An 18,802-nucleotide genomic window follows, 5' to 3' on the forward strand; every position below is an offset into this window, starting at 1 on the left:
ATACATGGCACAAGTAGCATTTTGGTCACCGGTCCATGGCCAACCCGGTACAACGTCCAATATGATCGCAGCGAGCTGTGTGACCGCGCTCGAACACATGGCAAAGACATTGGTTACGCATACTCAATGGTCACACTCAACGCTTGAACAAGCGTTTTTCGATCACAAGGAGCCGGATCGGAGTTTAATTTCCTTTTCAGATCATGGAATCGACGCGTTAGAGCGACTTGTACGAAGCAATCGCTTAACAACTGATACTATCAAGGATTATACCCACATTGTCTATAAAGACCGGCTTGATCTCTTAATGGGAACGACTAAACCGAGTGAAGAGATTTACAGTAACATCTCCCAAGTCGTTACATCCATATTTGAGATTGCAAAGAATCATTATGATTTACTCTTTGTGGATGTAAACAGCGGCTTTCGTAACGAGCTCACAAATGAGGTATTACGAAATTCGGATGTAATTGTTGTTAATCTCAATCAAAACATGTTCGTTGTCGATCAGTTCTTCTCAGAAATGAAAGACGTTGAAGTTTTTGCAAATAAAAAGATCATTTACGTATTGGGGAATTATGAAGCAAATTCGAGGTTTTCAGTCAAAAAATTCACTCGGGACTACGGCCTAAAGGATAATATTTTCACGATCCCACGTTGTCCGCAATATGCAGATGAGGTTAATGAACATAATGTAAAAGAGTTCTTCCTTCGGAATATGAAAGTGCGAAAGAATGATGTAAATTATTCTTTCATAACCGAGGCACGTAAACTGAGCAAAGCCATTCTTCGCGAATGTGGGCTACAATCCAAAATCTTAGAAGAAAAAGGAGCGTAGACCCGTGTCGGTATTGATTAACATATTTTTCGTCCTCTTGGTTTTGTGTGTTGTTGGAATTCTATTGTATTTTCGCTTGACCGAGCGGAAATCACTTCCGGATCCTATTGATGATGATAAGAAAAAATATAAGATCCCTACGATGGTTCAGTTCGTAAAAGATGTTTTCAATGAAATTACCACTGCAAATCTTAGTGATCTAGAGCTTTCAGAGGAGGAGTACCACCGGCGTAAAAATAAACGAGCAGATCTTCAGAGGGCATTGCGTGGCTGCTCTACCGGTGATATCAACGACAAGCTTTATGTGAAGGAATTTATCTTCGACTTGTTGCTTAAAACCTACGGGGTGAATAACGAAAATCTCAACTATTCGATCAGTTTTGATCATGCTAGTGCACTGAGCGCGCAGGACAAGTTCGATATTTTGCTTCACATGTATAAGAAAAAGTATGGCTATCAAGCCTTGTCTACCCTCATTGAAGCTTATGATCTCGCCAGGCCCAAAAGGGTTATCGAGAACGGAAAGACCGAATCCTACATCATCACGTCCAATGAGATCCATGACATATTTAAGAAAGAGTACCGGCCTCTTAAATTAGAAGATAAGCTGCAGATTGTTGTACAGCGCATCTACCAATTATACCTAGGGTTCAGTGTGATCGATGACATACGTGATCAGGTTGTGGATGGTGTATCCGGCGGTGTGTCCGGGCTCCCAAGTACATTTATGAGTCAGATTGCAGATGATTATGATCTGTACTTGGATCAAGTCGGGGGAGTACCGCAAGCCCATGACAGTGTATGGCTGTTCTACAAAGGTAAATCTATACACCTATCCTTTTTGTCATTCGGAAGTGAGATGGAGCTTAAACGGGTATGTCAGAATATCTATACCTACAATAACTCCGGGCAATTATCAGAGACGAGTCCATATAAGGTGAATGAAATGAAGGACGGTTCAAGGATCGTTGTAGTTCGCCCAGGCTTTTCGGAATCGTGGTCGTTCTTCGTTCGGAAATTTGATGTTCCAAATGCCACGCTACCACAATTGATTAAGGATCCGAATGCCGAGTTTGCTATCTGGCTCCTTGAGTATCTAGTCAAAGGTTGCCGCATCATCGCGGTGACAGGTGCACAAGGTTCAGGAAAAACAACGTTGTTAATGGCGTTAGTACGCGAGATCTCAGCGATCTATCCGCTGCGCGTTCAGGAGATGGCGTTTGAATTGCATCTTCGAAAGATTTATCCGATGCGAAATATTCTAACGTTCCGTGAAACGGAGAACATAAGTGGCCAAGAAGGATTGGATATTCAGAAAAAGACAGACGGAACGGTAAATATCCTGGGTGAGGTTGCAACGGATCCAGTCGCAGCGTGGATGATTCAGATGGCTCAAGTGGCGAGTTTGTTTACAGTGTTCACGCATCATGCGAAGACGCTACGATCGCTAATCGAAAATTTACGTAATGCGTTATTGAAAGTTGGAATCTTCAGTAATGAAAAAATTGCTGAAGAACAAGTCGTAAGCGTACTGAACTTCGACATACATATGCGCCGGGACAATGATGGAAAGCGATACATTGAACGAATCACGGAATGCGTTCCACTCGTCGAAGATCCTTTACCGGAGGAATTCATAAACGCGACGGATATGGATACGAAATGGTCAATTTTTATGTCGACTGTAATCGAAAGCAAGCGTGCTAGTGATAAAAAATGCTTTATCGAAAACAACATCCTTGAGTTCAGGAATGGTGAGTATGTGGTAGGAAACCCGATCTCCGATGCGAATCGCGAGGAAATGCTTAGTCATATGAATGACCAAGACAGACAAGCGTTCGGTCATTTTCTGAACAAGTACTGGGGGCCGAAGCATGAGCAAGTATCTTGATCTGCTTATTCTAATATCGGGTGGTTTCGCGTTCCTAGCGCTGGTCTTGTTCGTGGTTTTCAAGTTTTATTCAAGACGACGTGAAAACACTGAGGATGAATACCTGGAGCAATTTACGAGGGAGCTAATAGTCGGGAACAAGCGGGGGTGGAGAAGAAAGCTAAACGAGTTTTTGGTGTCTTCTTTCGCTATCGCTATGAAGGTTCCATTGCTTCGCACTTACACGCAGAACATTCGTCGTAAGCTCCGTTCAATCCACGCATACGACGAACGGACCATGCGCAAAGAGACTATGAAAATAACGTTCTCAACGCTGTTGATTACGATCGCGGCGGGAGTCATTCTGCTCCTAATCAATCGGACCGTTATTTCCATTTTTCAGGTTTTGATCATGGGGTATGTTGTGAATGCCCTCATTATTGATGCGTTCATTTCCCGAATAGAGTTCCGACTCCTTAAACAGATTCCAGAGTTGACGGGGGATGTGAGGCACCATTTTCATCGTCATGGGATGGTTGATCAGGCGGTTCTTGAGGGAGCAGAGTCCTCTAGTTATGAAACGGGTCTGCATGGGAAAAAGATTTATGAAATCTTAACCAGTAATTATCCGGAGCAAGAGTTAGATCAATATTACGAGGAGGCACCTAATCGTTTCTTGAAGTGGTTTGCTGGGTTCTCGTTCTTGATTAAACAATTTGGGGATCGCGTTCTGACAACCGGCTCGATGTATCTTTCCGCTTTGACCCGGATGAATAATGACATTCGATTAGAGATTCTAAAGCGTGAGAAGCTAAATTATTTATTCCGGAGCCTAACGGCCATTGCGATTATTCCTATGTTCTTTATTGTTCCAATTAAGCGATGGGCCGGGAGAAGTTTTCCGATCCTTAATAGTTTTTATGAGGGGCAGCCTGGAATCATCGTTACGATTGTGATTTTCGCTGTGACGCTGCTGTCCTATGTATTGGTCCGTAAGCTTCAAGAAAACAATGAGGGGAATTATCGGGCCAAGAAAAAGAAATATAAGTGGGAAAGCAAATTGCTTGAGATAAAACCGATTCGGAGTCTAATGATACGCTTCATCCCTGGCCCCCATAAGAGAGAATACCAAACGATCCAACGGCTGCTTAAGGAAACGAATTCGAATCTAACGGTCGAGTGGTTCTACTTGCGTCGAATAATTTTTTCGGTCATTGCATTCGTGTTGGTTATGTCTTTACTTTTTTACCTTCAGGAAAGCAAAAAGCACAACATTCTCTATGCGCCTACAGCTTCAAAGACTTCGATGTTTGGTGAAATGTCTGCTAAGGAGCTCGAAAAAGCGAACGCGGACACGGCGTTCGACCGGCAAATCATTACAGACATTCAACGGCTTGAGATAGAGCGTGATGATCTACTTCTTACGATCCAGCGTGCTGTGCAACAAGCGAATACCCTGGATCTGAACCCGATTGAGGTAAATACAATTTCTGCGCGAATATACGAGAAGATAATCGAGTTGGATAACACTTATTTAAAGTGGTGGCAGCTCGCAGCTGCTATTCTAATTGGATACTCATTATATTGGATTCCGGTTTGGATTCTGATGTTTCAACGTAAATTACGCATGATGGACATGCAGCTTGAAGTCGACGAGTATTTGTCACTTATTGTGATCCTCAGGGAATTTGAACATATGTCTGTCGAATCGATCCTTGTTTGGATGGAGAGGTATGCACAAATCTTCAAAGAACCACTTCAGCAATGTTTGATGAATTACAGGTCCGGCGCATTTCAAGCGCTGGAGCAATTAAAAGAGGATGCTCCGTTTATTCCCTTTGTACGAATTGTTGAAAAGCTGCAGCTAGCTGTAGAAAAAATCTCTATCAAACGTGCATTCGACGATCTGGAGTCGGACATCAATTACTATTACGAAAAGCGGAAACAGGATTATGAACAGATGATTACCACTAAATCATCTTGGGGGCAGATGATCGGTTTCACACCTATGTACGTCCTAGTCTTTTTATATCTCGTATTCCCGCTAGTTTACTCAAGCTTTATTCAGATGCAAGGATACTTCGATCAAATCTCAACTCTTTAAGATCCGGGTTCCTTGTATCATTGAGCACCTGTGAAAGGTGCAAGTAACCCGCTTCTAATAAAAACATCTATTAAAGGAGACAATTATTTTATGGGTAACGCACAAAAAGCACTCGTCATGGCAGCAGGTATCTTCTTGGCAATCGCATTAATTACAATCGCAGTCGTTTTATTCGTATCCGCTCAAGAGGCGACGAAGACCGCGCAAAGCAGTTTTTCGAACATCCAAACGGAGTTATCTCGTACTGCTTTTACCGTATATGATGGAACGGAAGTAAGTGGATCTCAAGTGGTAAATGCAGTTAGAAAATTTTCCACACAAGATGATTTTGGGGTAAAAGTTATAACAGGTAAGAACTCAACTGGATTGTATTATGGCCGTATTTTTGATTCTAAAGGGGAGATCGCCGGAAACCCGGCTGGAAATAATACTTCTCCTTCGGAGTGGTTACAGCAGAACGGATTACTAGAAAGTAGTATTAACTATGTCAATCCTTCAGGCAAATTTAAATCAAAACTAGTCATCGATCCAAACAACATGGTTCGCGGAATCGAATTTTCTCAAAAATAAAGTAGGGGGAGTCGAAAGACTCCCTTTTTCTAAATGGGGTTGATTGAATTGGATGAGAGAGCCCGACATATGATGGACCTTTCGTTTCCAGTCATTATATTTATTGTGGCCCTTGAGCTATTTATTGGTTCATATCGCATGATCTCATCTGGTCTGCAGCAAGCGTATGAGGTGAATAGTGCACACGATCGCTCTATCACTACAACTCTTGAACAAACTGAGCGATATCAGGTATCGGGGGCAAGCATCATTTCTCTTATTTACCTTTTGGAGAAGGGCGGCGCGCCGATCGTAATTGAGGGCGCAAGGTATGTCTCGGGAACTCCTGTTGAAGACATTAATGTCTCAAGAATTCAAACGAATAAATTGTATTCACCTCGTGTTGATCGCGATGCGAATGGGGTAATACAGCAAATTACTTATACATGAGAGGGGGAATAGTTCGTGATAAATCCTTTACTTAAAGTATTTGGGGCCCTTTTAGCCGTACTGCTGCTATTTGTATTTCCAATTTCCGATACCTACCAAAGGCAAGATGATATTTCATCGATGCTTGTATACAAAAGCGTCAATCGCTTTGTAGATGCCGCTAGGGATAAGGGGTATATTACCCCTCAAATGTATAGCGATTTTTATGATGAAATTTCTCTCACTGGAAATAGCTTTGACATTCAAATGGAGTATTACCAAAAACGATATGACCCGGTATATCTCGATCCAACGGTTCCAGCTTCATTCCAGGATGATGTTTTGTTGAATTATGAGCTGCAAACCACAAATGATATTCTCACGGTCCTGTTCCCTAATAACGGAAAGCCGATTGACGATAAATCTAGGAGATTTGAAATGAACATCGGAGATTATTTAAGCATGACAGTGACCAATACAAATAAGACGCCCGCAACCGTTATTATGGATGCTTTAACCGGCGGATCAACTAACAATGCAAAGATCGTAATTCCTTATGGAGGGCTTGTTCGTAATGAAGACATTTAAGTTTGTTATATTCTTTGTTCTTATTGCGTTTCCCTTTACATGGATTAACCGATTACACGCAACGGAACAGTCTTTTAATATCCGAACAGAGAGTCAGTACAATATGATGCTCGATTCTGCGGTTGATGACGCAGCTTTCGCTCTGCAGTCCAAAGTGAAGCAGGCAGAGGATTATTCTGGTTATGATTCCGAGAAACGATTCAGCCTAAACGTTGACTTGGCCATCAGCACATTTTTAAATACTCTGTTCATCAATTTGAACGCGGTGGATGATCCCATTAAGCAGGAAATGATCAAGAACTACATTCCGGCCGTTGGTGTAATTGGTTATGAGGGGTTGTATCTGTATTCGGAAGAGGAGTACCAGGTAACCGGGCAAACGTATTTCAAATATGTTATGCAGCCGGCTAAGCCGTATACCTATGTCGATGATGCAGGGAATGTTCTTCATTTTACGCTTGATGATTATGTGACCGTTTATATGCCAAGTACAAAGGAGTGGAAACGTGGATACAGACGGGATATCGCGAATGAAGTAAGTGTCCCGCTTCTGTCAGATGCATCTACTTTTGAAAAAGTGAGGCGCCAGACGATTATTCAATTAATACAGAAAGAACTTGCTCATGTAATCAATTTGCACAATGAAACCGTTAAACGTAATGGGATCAGTTATATGTTTACGCTACCAACGATACCGGATGAAGAATGGCAGAATAGCATCAATGATGTTGGAGTTATTTCTTTCATTCAAGGCTTGCCGATGGGAACGGGAGTTTATAATAACTATGCGCTTGGGGGATCTCGTGTACTCAAAGGACGTAGTTTCTACGGCATTACTGAGAATGGAGTAAAGTACGCATACGCTAGCGGCTGCGCTCCATCTAATGCGGAAAAGATATTCTCTTCGCAGAAAGAGGCGGCTAAAGAGGGATTCATCTTAAAACGCTGCAGAAGTTGATAGAGTGGTAGAGAATAAATGGTTAGACAATCTAACTATTTATATGGTATAATATAGTTATAAGATTATCCAAGAAAAGGGGAATGAGTAATGAAAAGGAAATTCAAAGTTTTAGTATTATCTAGTGTATTAGCTGCTCTAGTGGCATCCACTGGTAGTGCAATGGCTGAAAGTAAAGTGAACCCGAAAATTTCAGTTTTGTTCAATGGTAAGAAGATTGTATTTAAAGGTGGGGATCCATACAACGAATCTGGACGTGTAATGGTACCGTTCCGCGGTGTTGGTGAAGCGTTGGGAGCTAAAGTGGATTACGCTGCTAAAATCGTGACTTTTAAAGGGGATAATAGATCGATTCAATTGACTATCGGAAGCGATGTGGCTACGGTGAATGGCCAAGCTGTGAAGCTTGATACAAGGGCAATTGCGACAAACGGCCGTACCTTTGTGCCACTAAGATTTATTAGTGAGAATTTTGGACAAAACGTAGATTGGGATTCAGTCGGAAGTTGGGTCTGGATTGGAGATCACAAGGTACCAAATACTGATGATGATAGATTCAAATTAATTCCCATAGAGGAGTTCAAGGATTATTTTAAATACGATAAAACACTCCTGGAGGGCCCATATGGGGATAAGTATATTGGAATAAAAATAATAAAAGAAAGCGATTTGCCGGTGCAGTTAAGCACTGGGGAAATTATTTACAGTATCGAACGAGTCAAGAGATATAAGGAGCAAGCAGATTTTCTTGCTATTCGACGGACAGGGGTAGGAAATCCAATTATTTTCTTGCAGAAGAATGCTGATGCAAAGGACCGGGGGGAAGTTACAAGTGCAGTAGAAAAGCATCAAGATGGCACCGTTACAAGTTATTATCCTGTGAAGAGCAGATCTGATGTCTTTATCAACGGTAAAATGACCGATAGAGATTGGACTAAATATGATTTTAATACAGCGGAATATATCGCATTTCGAAAAGCAATTCCTAAGAATTACATAGTTGCACTAGAAAATCCATTCAACTGAGGTGAATCCAATGAGATTCGCGAGATGGATTAAAACAGTGCTCTCTCTTGTCATTTTGCTTGCGTCATTGTCAATTTATCCTGCAAAGTCAAATGCATTTGGGGTTGATCGGCTCTTTCAGGATCCGGTCAATCCTAATATTTTTTATTTTGTAGCTATGGTGTATTTCGATGTGTGGAGCTACGATCGACCAGATAAAACAAACCGTAAAAACTGGGTTGACGGGATTATGCCAGGAGATACGCGATACATCGATGGTTTTGAGTATGATTTTACCTTCAATAAAAACAGGAAAGTAAAGTCTGTAGAAGCGGAGAAATTCATTTTTAATGGTCAATATAGTAGAGAAATATTTGAAAAGTCTCGTTCTGGAAGCACATATGATATGGAATATTATCAAAACGCGACATCAAGTAATTATAATGTTAAATATATTACATCAGGAGTGCCAGGGATAGGAACAAATTCAATTGTAGCTCCAATATATATTAGTGATGGTAAATTAGATGCTATTAGAAAGCCAATAGACCGAGTTGAGGAAGAAAGAAATAATGGCCAAGTTTTAGGAAAAGAAACCGAAGCTTGGCGCTATTTCTTCCCAACTAAAATCATCATCGAGCTCGAACCAGAAGAAGGGAAATCCGTGGTAAAGCACTATACGACGAACGGTGTAAGCTTAGACGGTACTGGGCCATTTAAAGATAAGGAAGAGAAGCTGTTGAAGGACAAGCCATACAATTACACTCATACGCCGGGGAATGCGGATTATGTGTATAAGGGATATAAGAAATCTACGACAGCTCCACCTTCCGGCGGAAGTATTTTGAACGGGGATCCGCCGGGTTTTACCTATGACGGTTCATTCCCGAACTATTACGTGTACTTCTACTATGAACCTGATGGACCTCCTCCTCCGACAGGTGGGTGTTCACTTCCAACACCGGGTCAAGCTATAACTGGCGGTACTCAGGATCCACGGGCTACTGGTGAAATACTAGCAGACCACGGGAGTAATGGAGGATATCGCTTCGATGCTGTACAAGGTATCCCGACATCGGAATACCTGTATGGAAACACAGTTGGTCTTAACTATTTGTTCAAGAACAAATTCGTTGAAATGTCCGGAACATGTACTTTTCAAGTCCCGGTGAAGCAAGAGATTGTTCTAAAATGGACAGAAGTAACAAAGGGTACTGATGATAAAGGAAAGCCAACGGAAACCCGTGAGCCGAAAGAAGATACGGTTACATTGTCCGAAACAGTCGCGGTAGAGCGTAAGTATTCCTACTGGGTGATTGACAACCTAGAGGTAAATAAGCTCGATAAAGCCGAAATGAGCAATTATGCTTTACCGGGCGGGAAAATTACGATTAATCCTAGCGAATATACACCACCGTCCTATTCGGCCTCACAAAAGGCTGGCATTGAGAAGCCGAAGGTTGATCCACCAAACCCTGCTCCGATTACAAAAACAGGGGGGACGACCAGACCGGATCCACCGAAGGTTGATTTAAAGGCGATAGCAGAGAAAGCTGTAGGTAAGGTGAAAGTCAACAACGACACCTTAATTTTCAATGGGGCAACCATCATGAACGGCGGGAAATATGATGAAAAAGGGCCACCGCCGGGGAGTATCCCAATGCCGACAATGATCGGTAAAAATGTTCTTAACAAGGATTCACAGCTGATCGATTCATCAAAATTAAATCGGCAGAGCGCACCGAGTTCGGGAACGATCTATTATGACCTGATGAGCGGTAATATTAAAGGCGGAAACGCAATATCAGCTCCTATCGCCGGCATTAACGATGTAACGGTACATACACCAACGGTCATTTACTCCGGTGTAAGCGACGATAAGGATCACAACCAGAAGACTAAGCCTAATATGGCGCGGTCCGCATTGATTCTGGATCGTCCGTTTACTATTGTGATGCCAACAAAAGGGCAGCATACATCCAAGCCTGGCTATGGCAACCGAGATTATCAGAAATACATTAAGCAGAAAGAGGTATGGTTCCCATTTGACGTTAAGACATCAACAGGAACATTCATTCCTAAAAAGACATGGTATAGCATACCGGTTTCAGCTCAAACGTTTGATTTCTTCCTACCTGTGTGGGTTGATGAAGGTGATTATTCGGTGCTCTTCCGGAGCTTCGCAGAAAATGCACCATCATCAGGTTTTAGCACGCAAGTGAATGCCAATCTTAATCTTGCTAATCATGTAGCAACGGACACGGTTGATGTTGAGGTTATCGGCCGAGTTTATGATTTCCGCGTCACGGATGTCGAAGATTACTTGTGGGAGAAAGTATTCAGAAAAGAGAAGGGCAGCAAAGAGCATACAGGCAATTATTACTGGGTCGGGCCGAATGGGATCGATGGAGCAGCGCGGGGGAATACAACCCCATTTGTTCTACCAATTTTGAAAGGCAGCAACCCGCTTCAGGCTCATGCGAATGTCGTAGTCAAACAAGGATATAAGTTCAAATTTGATTTAAAGACAAAAGGGAATATGTACGATAGGATGGATGGGATTCGGATCACACCAACGTTCTTTTTCGTAGATTCCAAAGGACGAAACCGCCAAGAAGTCGATTTGTACTACCACTCCAAAGATAAGTACTTTGTGAAAGTGGGATCCAAAGATGATAAGTTCAAATTAGAGATGGCACTTGATGAACGATTACGGAACGTACCAGAGAGTGAAATATCGAGTACAGCCGGAACGCTCTACGATTTAGGACTCACTCAAGGGACGTTCGGTGACCGCGCTACGTATATCAAACGATATTTGCAAATTGCACAAAGAAAAACCTTTATTGGTGGATTCAATGGGATTGCACTAACAAATCCTATTCGAACCTTCTTTGGTCCAGTGAATGTACCTAATGGTGTAAGTGTACCGAGAGCTCATGCAGCTGAACAAAAATGGTATGGGGAGTATAGCGTACCCACGAAGTCGTATATTGTTCCGAAGGGCTTTAATATCTTCCAACAAGGAAGTTTTAATGATAAGGCGCCGTTCTTTTTGAAAGACGGATTCCTAATCGTAAACTTCAACATTGAGACAATACGTGATGGAGATCAGAACAACCCTCATCTGCAGTACATCTACGCCCCATTGACGAATCAGTGGAAGCGGGAAGGATTTCGGTATAACGCAAGAGATCCGTATGGTGTTACGTTCCAGCTGAAGGATGGAGACGTTATGTTTTATGATGGTAATAAATCAATGCTAGATGACTTTACATCAAGTGGTATCATGTAACATATTTCTATTAGCCCCTGATTTAGCATTTAGCTGATTGGGGGCTTTTTCAAAAGGAGAGCAGTATGTTTAATAACTATTGGTTACTATCCGTCCCAGTGTTCATTATATTAGCCTGGTCTATGCTTGCATTACGTAAAAAGCAACGAAGGCATTCATCACCTATATTAATGTTGAGCCTCTCTTTATGCGCCTTATGCTTGTTTATTTTGAACGCCATTACCTCGAAGTCTATCTGGGAGTACAGTGTGTTGCTTTCCGATCTGTTGTTACTTGGTCTGATGAACGAATACATTCAATTAATTCGACCTATGGCGAGAAGGGTCAGAATGACCTTCTATGGAGTTCTAATAGTAGTAGGAGTAGGAACAATACTATTACCATCGTGGAGTATCATAGGGGCAATTATAGTTATATTAACCACATGTTTTTGGTGCTTGATCGTTCGTAAAGTACGAGTTCATTGGAGTTTCCAAGCATCGCTTTGGTCATACGTGTTAGGGAATATCCTAATGGTTATTGGCGACGTTGTTGAGAACGAAGGTCTAGCCTTGGCATATATCATTTTGTTTGGTATAAGCATAACATTCTATACGATTGGTAGTATTCAATTCTTTGTATCTATGCTTGATGAGTCAGTTATTGTTTCCGTCACTGATGTTTTGACGGGATTGTATAATCGAGGACATTTTTATAAGTGTGTACAGCTTGCGGTTCAGAAGGAAATAGCTGCGAAAGTAATATTCCTGGATATCGATAATTTCAAGCACCTAAATGATACAAAGGGACATGCATATGGAGATATTGTACTAAAGAAAGTCGCGAGTATTATTCAAGATGAGATTCAAACACCAGGGATTGGTGTGTGTGGCCGTTATGGTGGTGAAGAGATAGTCGGACTAGTTGTAAAGGAAGGTGTCAACGTTGACCGATTGGCCGAGCGAATACGGCAGAGAATTCAGCTCGAAGCTAATGTAACGGCGAGTATTGGCTACAGTGTCGGGGAAGCGGGTCAAACGGCCGAAACGTTGATTAAACAAGCGGACGATGCAATGTACAGTTCCAAGAAAAATGGGAAAAACAGAGTGACAAAATATATTAGTAACTCTGTTTGATTCAATTGTTAAAAATGAGAAGATAAGGTCTGAAGAGGCAGGCTTTCGTGAATAAGACTTATCCGTACCTATTGGGGGCGGATAAGTCTTATTTGGTGTACTCCAACTAGTATAAAACTTGCCAAAAGAGATTTGACGGACTAACCTATTTCAATAGGTGTATGCTTTAAACAAGTAATTTGTGAAGCTGAATCAAAAATAAGTTGGACCGGGTTCACTTAAGTCCATTTCTGCTCGATCGGTGATCGTATTTGATTAATGAGGAGAGAATAGCTTATGGCAATGTATGTTTATAAGGATGCTGCTAGAAAAGAAGTGCTTTATGCAAAGAAAGCTCAAGAGCAAGATAAGGGAACTCGTTATTATTGCCCCAATAATAAATGTGATGCCCATATGTATTTAAGGAATGTTGATGGAGTTTCAGCAGCTTATTTTGGGGCACACCGTTCCCATAAACATATTGTAGGCTGTTCCTATGGTACTTCAAACGGTTTTAATCCGAATCACTATGATGAAGAAAAGTTTGAATTTCATAATACACTATTAGCATTAACGATGCCTAAAAACCCACAATCTAGAAAAGAGGTGCCTGAAGAACATGGGGTTGGTAAAGGAATGCCGAAACCACCTCGTACCATACTTCAGATATATTCAATGTGTAAAGCCTATGACTATTATGAAACATATAACGGAATAACAATTGGTAAAATGCTATTAGATAATAGAAGTATCTGCATGTACCCTAAGGGTGTATTCGGATGGAGACTAATAGAATCAAAATGCAAACGGCCACGGTTTTACGACGCTAAAAAAATGGAAGTCACTTTGGTTGCTTCTACGAATGGTGAGGAGTATACTTTCATTTTAAAATTTGAGAATGAAAAGTTATTTAAAAAGATAAAGAACATTATTTATCCAAACCAAGAGCGCCTAATAATTGTTGCTGGGCAATGGGATTCTTCGGGCTCTTATAACGTATTTTCTACTATGTTATCGAGCAAAAAACAGTTAACAGTAATAACATAAATATCGAGGAATTGTCGAATTTTGATTGTATTTGACGAATGGTGTTTTCTAAATTCAATCAATATGCTAAAATAAAGGATAATTTTATAAAACCTAAGCGAAAGACGCGAACAGCTCTACTCTAGAGCCTTGTTCGCGTCTTTTTTTTGTCAAAAAAAGGATTGCTTAGGGAAAATGCAAAGGGAGGAATTAAATTGAAGGTAAGGTTTAAGAAAAGTTTGAGCATGACTCTAACATTCATGCTGATGTTCGGGAGCATGCTTGCAAGTTTTGCAGGTAGTGCTAAAGTAAGTGCAGCAGTAAGTAATACAGCGAGTTCGACCGCAGAATCTATGCAGACTGAGTTTTACAAGGGCGGTAATCTAAGTTATGACTTCATGGTATCACAGGATGGAAACTCTACTGTAACTTCTTCTGAAACGAGGGAGTTTGCTTACACAAATGGAGCTACAGGTAGGGTCATAGATTTTCCAAACGGTACTTTTATTGCTTCAATGAGTCAAGACGGGACAAAGTTATTGGTTAAGGATTCAGGAGCAAACTATTTTTATGTGCTGGATACAATGAATAATTCTAAACTTGATTTACCGACTGGCTTTGATCCGTCGTACCCTACATTTGCTTATGACAACAGTAGTATAACATTTATAGCTAAACCAACTTATGATACTATAAAAAAGCTGGATTTAGCTACTCTTACTACTACTGATGTACTGAAAGCGCCAGTAGCAACTCCGGGTATCAAATACCTTAAAACACTGCCGAATGGTGGTCTAATAACACTATTGTCGCATAAGGACTATGTAGATGATAGATGGGCGTCCTCGTTCCTGTACATCAAGGATGGGGTAACAAAAACTCTTGGAACTAACACTACTGTGTTCGGTGATAAGGCAACAACAGATTATACCTATTTGGGCTTAACTGCTGACAAATTAAGCGTAGTAGTTAGCAAAACGCAAATCACTGGATCTAAAGTTTTCTCTGTTAATCTAGAGACGGGAGCAATTTCTGCATTCGCTTCTGGTTACGCTAATAAGAACTACAAAGCATATTTATCTCCTGACGGAAAGTACCTATACTATGTTACTTACTCTATTCCATTCGTAGAAGAAGTGGCAACTGGAAAGAGAATTTCTTTAGGGATTAATACTGTCGGTGGAGACATGCCGACACTTACAAATAAGTATCTATACCTCTTTCAAAACAGCACTAACAAATCTATCTATACAGTAGATGTTGATTCTTTATTTAATAAGGGGATTACTCTTATAAAAGATCTTGGATTGACTGTTGATTTATCCTCTCCATCATCTGGAGCTACTGTAAAATGGCATACAGTGACTGGTGCAGATACTTATACACTAAAGAAAGATGGGAAAGTTCTTGTAACTTTACATAATAACAATACTTATTATGAATATCGTGATGTATCTCTAGTTAATAGATTTTATTATATGTATGCAGATAAGAACATAGCTATGGATACTAATTATGTGTATTCTGTAGAATCCTTCAAGGACGGTCAACCCTATAAAAATCAAACTGTGACTGTAAGACTTGATACTCCTCAAGTGTCTTTGGGGAATAAGAGTGTTAAAGCCGGAGAGAAAGTAATGTTGGGTGGAAAGTACTGGCTAGTTCTAGAGGATAACTTGTTGATTTTAGATAAACCAGAAGCAACTGAGAGAAGTTTCCATACATTACAATACAACAATCTTTTCAGTACTACTGATGATAAGAATATCGGGTATTATCTGAACAATACTTTTTACAATGCATATTTTACGGCAGAGGAAAAGAGCTATTTAAAACGTAACATTTATAAAATCTATAATTATGTGTATGCAAGAACTATCCCAACAACTCTTGATAAGAAAACACTGAATACCACTACTCCTGCATATGTAGGATTACTGAGTATTGAACAGTTAAAGAATGCAAAAACTAATGCATTAAATCAAACTTCAGACGCTTATTGGTTGTTAGATGCCAACATGTCAAGTGGAGAAGCATTTGTATACAATGGAAACGAAAAAGATGTTTCTACTTTTGACACTAGAGTGTCTAGAAAAGTTCGTCCTGTTGTTTATATCTTACCTAATGTATTAGTATCTGGTCTAGGGACAGAAGCAGACCCATATGAAATCACAGGATTAGGTGCACCACAACTTGCAGCACCTACAAATTTGGTAGCTACAAATGTAACAACAACAGGTGCTACATTAACATGGGATGCAGTAGTTGGCTCAACTGGTTATCAAGTTAAAGTAAATGGTAGTATTGTTGGAACTCCAACATTACCTACTTATCAGTTGACAGGTCTTGGACCTAATACTAAGTACACTGTTGAAGTTTTGGCTATGAACGGGTCAACTCCTAGTTCTCCAGCTTCTACTGAAGTAACTACACTGAACTTAGTTGTAGAAACACCTCCTAACTTCTATGCTCCTACTGCTACAAAAACACCAACAAGTATTAAATTACTGTGGGATGCAGTAGACGCCGACACTTACATTATCGAGCGTAACGGGAAAAAAGTCGGAGAAGTAGCAACAAACTATTTCAATGATACAGGCTTGGCATATGACACGTTGTACGATTACAAACTATATGCTAAGAAGAGTGGGGTACTGAGTGCTCCTGCTATTACTCAAGCGAGATCGGATATTCCTGTTGTATCTCCGGTTACTGGCTTGACTGTAACTAATGTAACGTATAAAGCAATTGATGTGTCTTGGAATGCTCCCGCTGATGCAGAGGGGTATAACGTTTATCTTAATGGTTCTCTAGTTGATGGAACTAAAGCAACTGCTTATAGCTTTAGTGGACTTGAATCTGGTACAGAGTACACAATTAAGGTAGAAGCATGTACGAGCGGTTGGTTGGCGAGTTATGCGGAGATTAAGGCTACTACAACATCTGTAGAGGACTTGAAACCTGTACTTCCGTCACCAGCTGAATTAGACTTCCGCGCTGTATCTGTAGGCAAAGATACTATAGAATTAGCATGGAATGCAGTTTCTTCTGCTGAAACTTACAAGATCAAAATTGGCAACTCTCAAGTTTGGAGTGGTACTGCTTCTGATTTAACTACTACTCTTACATCTTTGGTGCATGGTAAAATGCATACAATTAGTCTTATTGCGTCTAACTCTTTCGGTGACAGCAGTGCAGCAATCATTTCTGTTGAAACAGAAGGTGATGCTCCAGCTAAGGTTGAGGGATTAGAGGTAGTACGGGTTTACCATGATGGTGCTTCTGCACAGTGGATGGCTCAAGGAAAACAAACAGTATACACGTTGATTCGTGATGGAAAGTATGTTGTATATGAAGGACCAGCAACTGCTTATCGTGACAACACACTTAAGTCTCAAACAACTTACACTTATGAGGTTAAAGTATCGAATAAGTGGGGAGAAACCACTTCAGATCCAGTGACTTTCAGCACTCTGAAAGAGACCCCAAGCATTGTCATTACACCTTCTCCAGACGTTAAGATGGGGACTGTAACTTTTGATATTACCCTTATTGAGGGAGCAACAGCGTATTATGCTGAACGTAATCCTCGCCAAGCCCTAACTGATAATGGTGATGGTACTTTCCATTGGACTTATTTCAATACAGCTACTGGTGAGTTCAAAGACCTAGGTAACGTTACACCGAAGAACGGTAAATTGACGTTTATGGAAGAAGGGGTAGATCCTTCTAAGGATTATCACTATAATGTAACAGCTGTTAAACTTAAAGCTGACGGAACAGAAGAAGTAGTCGGTGGGGGTAAAGTAGATGTAACTACTCCTTCAGACGGTTCTGGTGTAACTGTTCCGAAACCAGTAGATCCTACGAACCCAGGTAACGGTGGTAACAACGGCGGCAACAACGGCGGCAACAACGGCGGCAACAACGGCGGCAACAACGGCGGCAACAACGGCGGCAGCAACGGTGGCGACAACGGCGGTAACACCGGTGGTAACAACGGTGGTAGCAACGGTGGTAACAACGGCGGCAGCAACGGTGGCAACAACGGCGGCAGCAACGGTGGTAACAACGGCGGCAGCACCGATGGCGACAACGGCGGTAACAACGGCAGTAACAACGGTGCCGAAAATGCTGTTGATGATACAGAGGGTCATTGGGCAAAAGAAGCAATCGACTACTTGTTAGGTAAGGGGATCGTTACCGGTTACAATGGTAAATTTGAGCCCAACAGAAAAATTTCTCGTGCTGAGTTTACAGCTATGGTAGTAAGAATGTTGGATCTTAAAGTAGAGGGTGGCCAAGCAAATTATTCGGATATCGCGGACAATGCTTGGTACAAAGATATTGTGCGCGTTGGTACAGAATATAAGCTGGTAAAAGGGATTGGACAAGGGAAGTTTGATCCTAACTCTATAGTGACTAAACAAGAGATGGCGACAATCTTAGCGCGAATTGCAGTAGAGTTCAAAAGTAAGAAATTAGGTAGCGTGGACCTTTCTAATCTCGTAGACGGTAAAGATGTAGCTGAATGGGCAAAAGCAGAAACTAAGCTTGTGCTTGATATGGGAATTATTAAAGGCGATGCATCTGGCAAGTTCCAGCCTAAGAAAGCTGGAACTCGTGCAGAGGCTGCTGTTATGATTTATCAAATGATTAAATAATGAAAACTGTTTTAAACGAAAAACGGGCCTTTATTGGCTCGTTTTTTGACTTTTTCTGCCTTTTTTCCCTCAGTGCAGCAGAAAGCTCCTACAGCCTGGAACTCGCCGGATAGTGCTGCAGAGTTGATCAGTTGCGATCTTGTTCGGATGCAGTGCGAAAACCGATCTTCAACACGCGTTCGGAGAAGTTCTGTTCTGCAGGATGCATGCGCGAGATTTATTTGGAAAAGCAAGAGTGGAAAAAATTCTGTTGCAACTCCGTTGTGGTTCTACAGGATACGTCCGGTGCTGACCAACCGGTGGCCGTAGTGAACGGCGGTAAGCAGGACTCCGATTGCCCTTATGGATGTTCTGCAGGGTGCGTCCTGGCGCCGACTGAGCG

The 18,802-nt window shown here is 41.3% G+C and carries 12 protein-coding genes; all 12 read left to right on the forward strand.

Annotation, left to right across the window (positions count from 1 at the left end; all coding sequences use genetic code 11):
• Nucleotides 1-4: 4 nt before the first annotated feature.
• Complete coding sequence (locus tag AC3WU2_RS22720) at nucleotides 5-838, forward strand: CpaE/TadZ family protein (RefSeq protein ID WP_492457275.1); 834 nt, start codon at nucleotides 5-7, stop codon at nucleotides 836-838.
• Between the two features lie 4 nt (nucleotides 839-842).
• Nucleotides 843-2,729 carry a pilus assembly protein CpaF gene (locus AC3WU2_RS22725; RefSeq protein ID WP_492457276.1) on the forward strand — a complete coding sequence of 629 codons (1,887 nt, stop codon included), beginning with the start codon at nucleotides 843-845 and terminating at the stop codon, nucleotides 2,727-2,729.
• The gene (locus tag AC3WU2_RS22730; RefSeq protein ID WP_492457277.1) at nucleotides 2,713-4,812 is read left to right on the forward strand and encodes a hypothetical protein; all 2,100 of its coding nucleotides are present in this window, start codon (nucleotides 2,713-2,715) and stop codon (nucleotides 4,810-4,812) included. Before AC3WU2_RS22725 ends, AC3WU2_RS22730 begins: the two co-directional genes overlap by 17 nt.
• A 90-nt stretch (nucleotides 4,813-4,902) precedes the next feature.
• Entirely contained in the window at nucleotides 4,903-5,382 is a 480-nt protein-coding gene (locus AC3WU2_RS22735) for an ABC transporter permease (protein ID WP_492457278.1), read from the forward strand.
• Nucleotides 5,383-5,451: 69 nt separating this feature from the next.
• Complete coding sequence (locus AC3WU2_RS22740) at nucleotides 5,452-5,811, forward strand: hypothetical protein (protein ID WP_492457279.1); 360 nt, start codon at nucleotides 5,452-5,454, stop codon at nucleotides 5,809-5,811.
• Nucleotides 5,812-5,826: 15 nt separating this feature from the next.
• Nucleotides 5,827-6,378: a hypothetical protein gene (locus tag AC3WU2_RS22745; RefSeq protein WP_492457280.1), complete on the forward strand. Its 552-nt coding sequence runs from the start codon at nucleotides 5,827-5,829 to the stop codon at nucleotides 6,376-6,378.
• Nucleotides 6,365-7,336: a hypothetical protein gene (locus tag AC3WU2_RS22750; protein WP_492457281.1), complete on the forward strand. Its 972-nt coding sequence runs from the start codon at nucleotides 6,365-6,367 to the stop codon at nucleotides 7,334-7,336. The genes AC3WU2_RS22745 and AC3WU2_RS22750 overlap by 14 nt, the downstream gene beginning before the upstream one ends.
• 90 nt (nucleotides 7,337-7,426) lie before the next feature.
• Nucleotides 7,427-8,362, forward strand: coding sequence for a stalk domain-containing protein (locus AC3WU2_RS22755; RefSeq protein ID WP_492457282.1), 936 nt, complete (start codon nucleotides 7,427-7,429; stop codon nucleotides 8,360-8,362).
• A gap of 10 nt (nucleotides 8,363-8,372) precedes the next feature.
• Nucleotides 8,373-11,636: a DUF5704 domain-containing protein gene (locus AC3WU2_RS22760; RefSeq protein WP_492457283.1), complete on the forward strand. Its 3,264-nt coding sequence runs from the start codon at nucleotides 8,373-8,375 to the stop codon at nucleotides 11,634-11,636.
• Between the two features lie 512 nt (nucleotides 11,637-12,148).
• A complete protein-coding gene (locus tag AC3WU2_RS22765) occupies nucleotides 12,149-12,751 on the forward strand; it encodes a GGDEF domain-containing protein (RefSeq protein ID WP_492457284.1) in 603 nt (200 codons plus the stop codon).
• 276 nt (nucleotides 12,752-13,027) lie between these two features.
• Nucleotides 13,028-13,777 carry a hypothetical protein gene (locus AC3WU2_RS22770; RefSeq protein ID WP_492457285.1) on the forward strand — a complete coding sequence of 250 codons (750 nt, stop codon included), beginning with the start codon at nucleotides 13,028-13,030 and terminating at the stop codon, nucleotides 13,775-13,777.
• Nucleotides 13,778-13,971: 194 nt separating this feature from the next.
• Complete coding sequence (locus tag AC3WU2_RS22775; RefSeq protein ID WP_492457286.1) at nucleotides 13,972-18,420, forward strand: fibronectin type III domain-containing protein; 4,449 nt, start codon at nucleotides 13,972-13,974, stop codon at nucleotides 18,418-18,420.
• Nucleotides 18,421-18,802 lie beyond the last annotated feature (382 nt).

It is taken from the genome of Paenibacillus sp. EB106-05-06-XG162 (assembly GCF_058791655.1).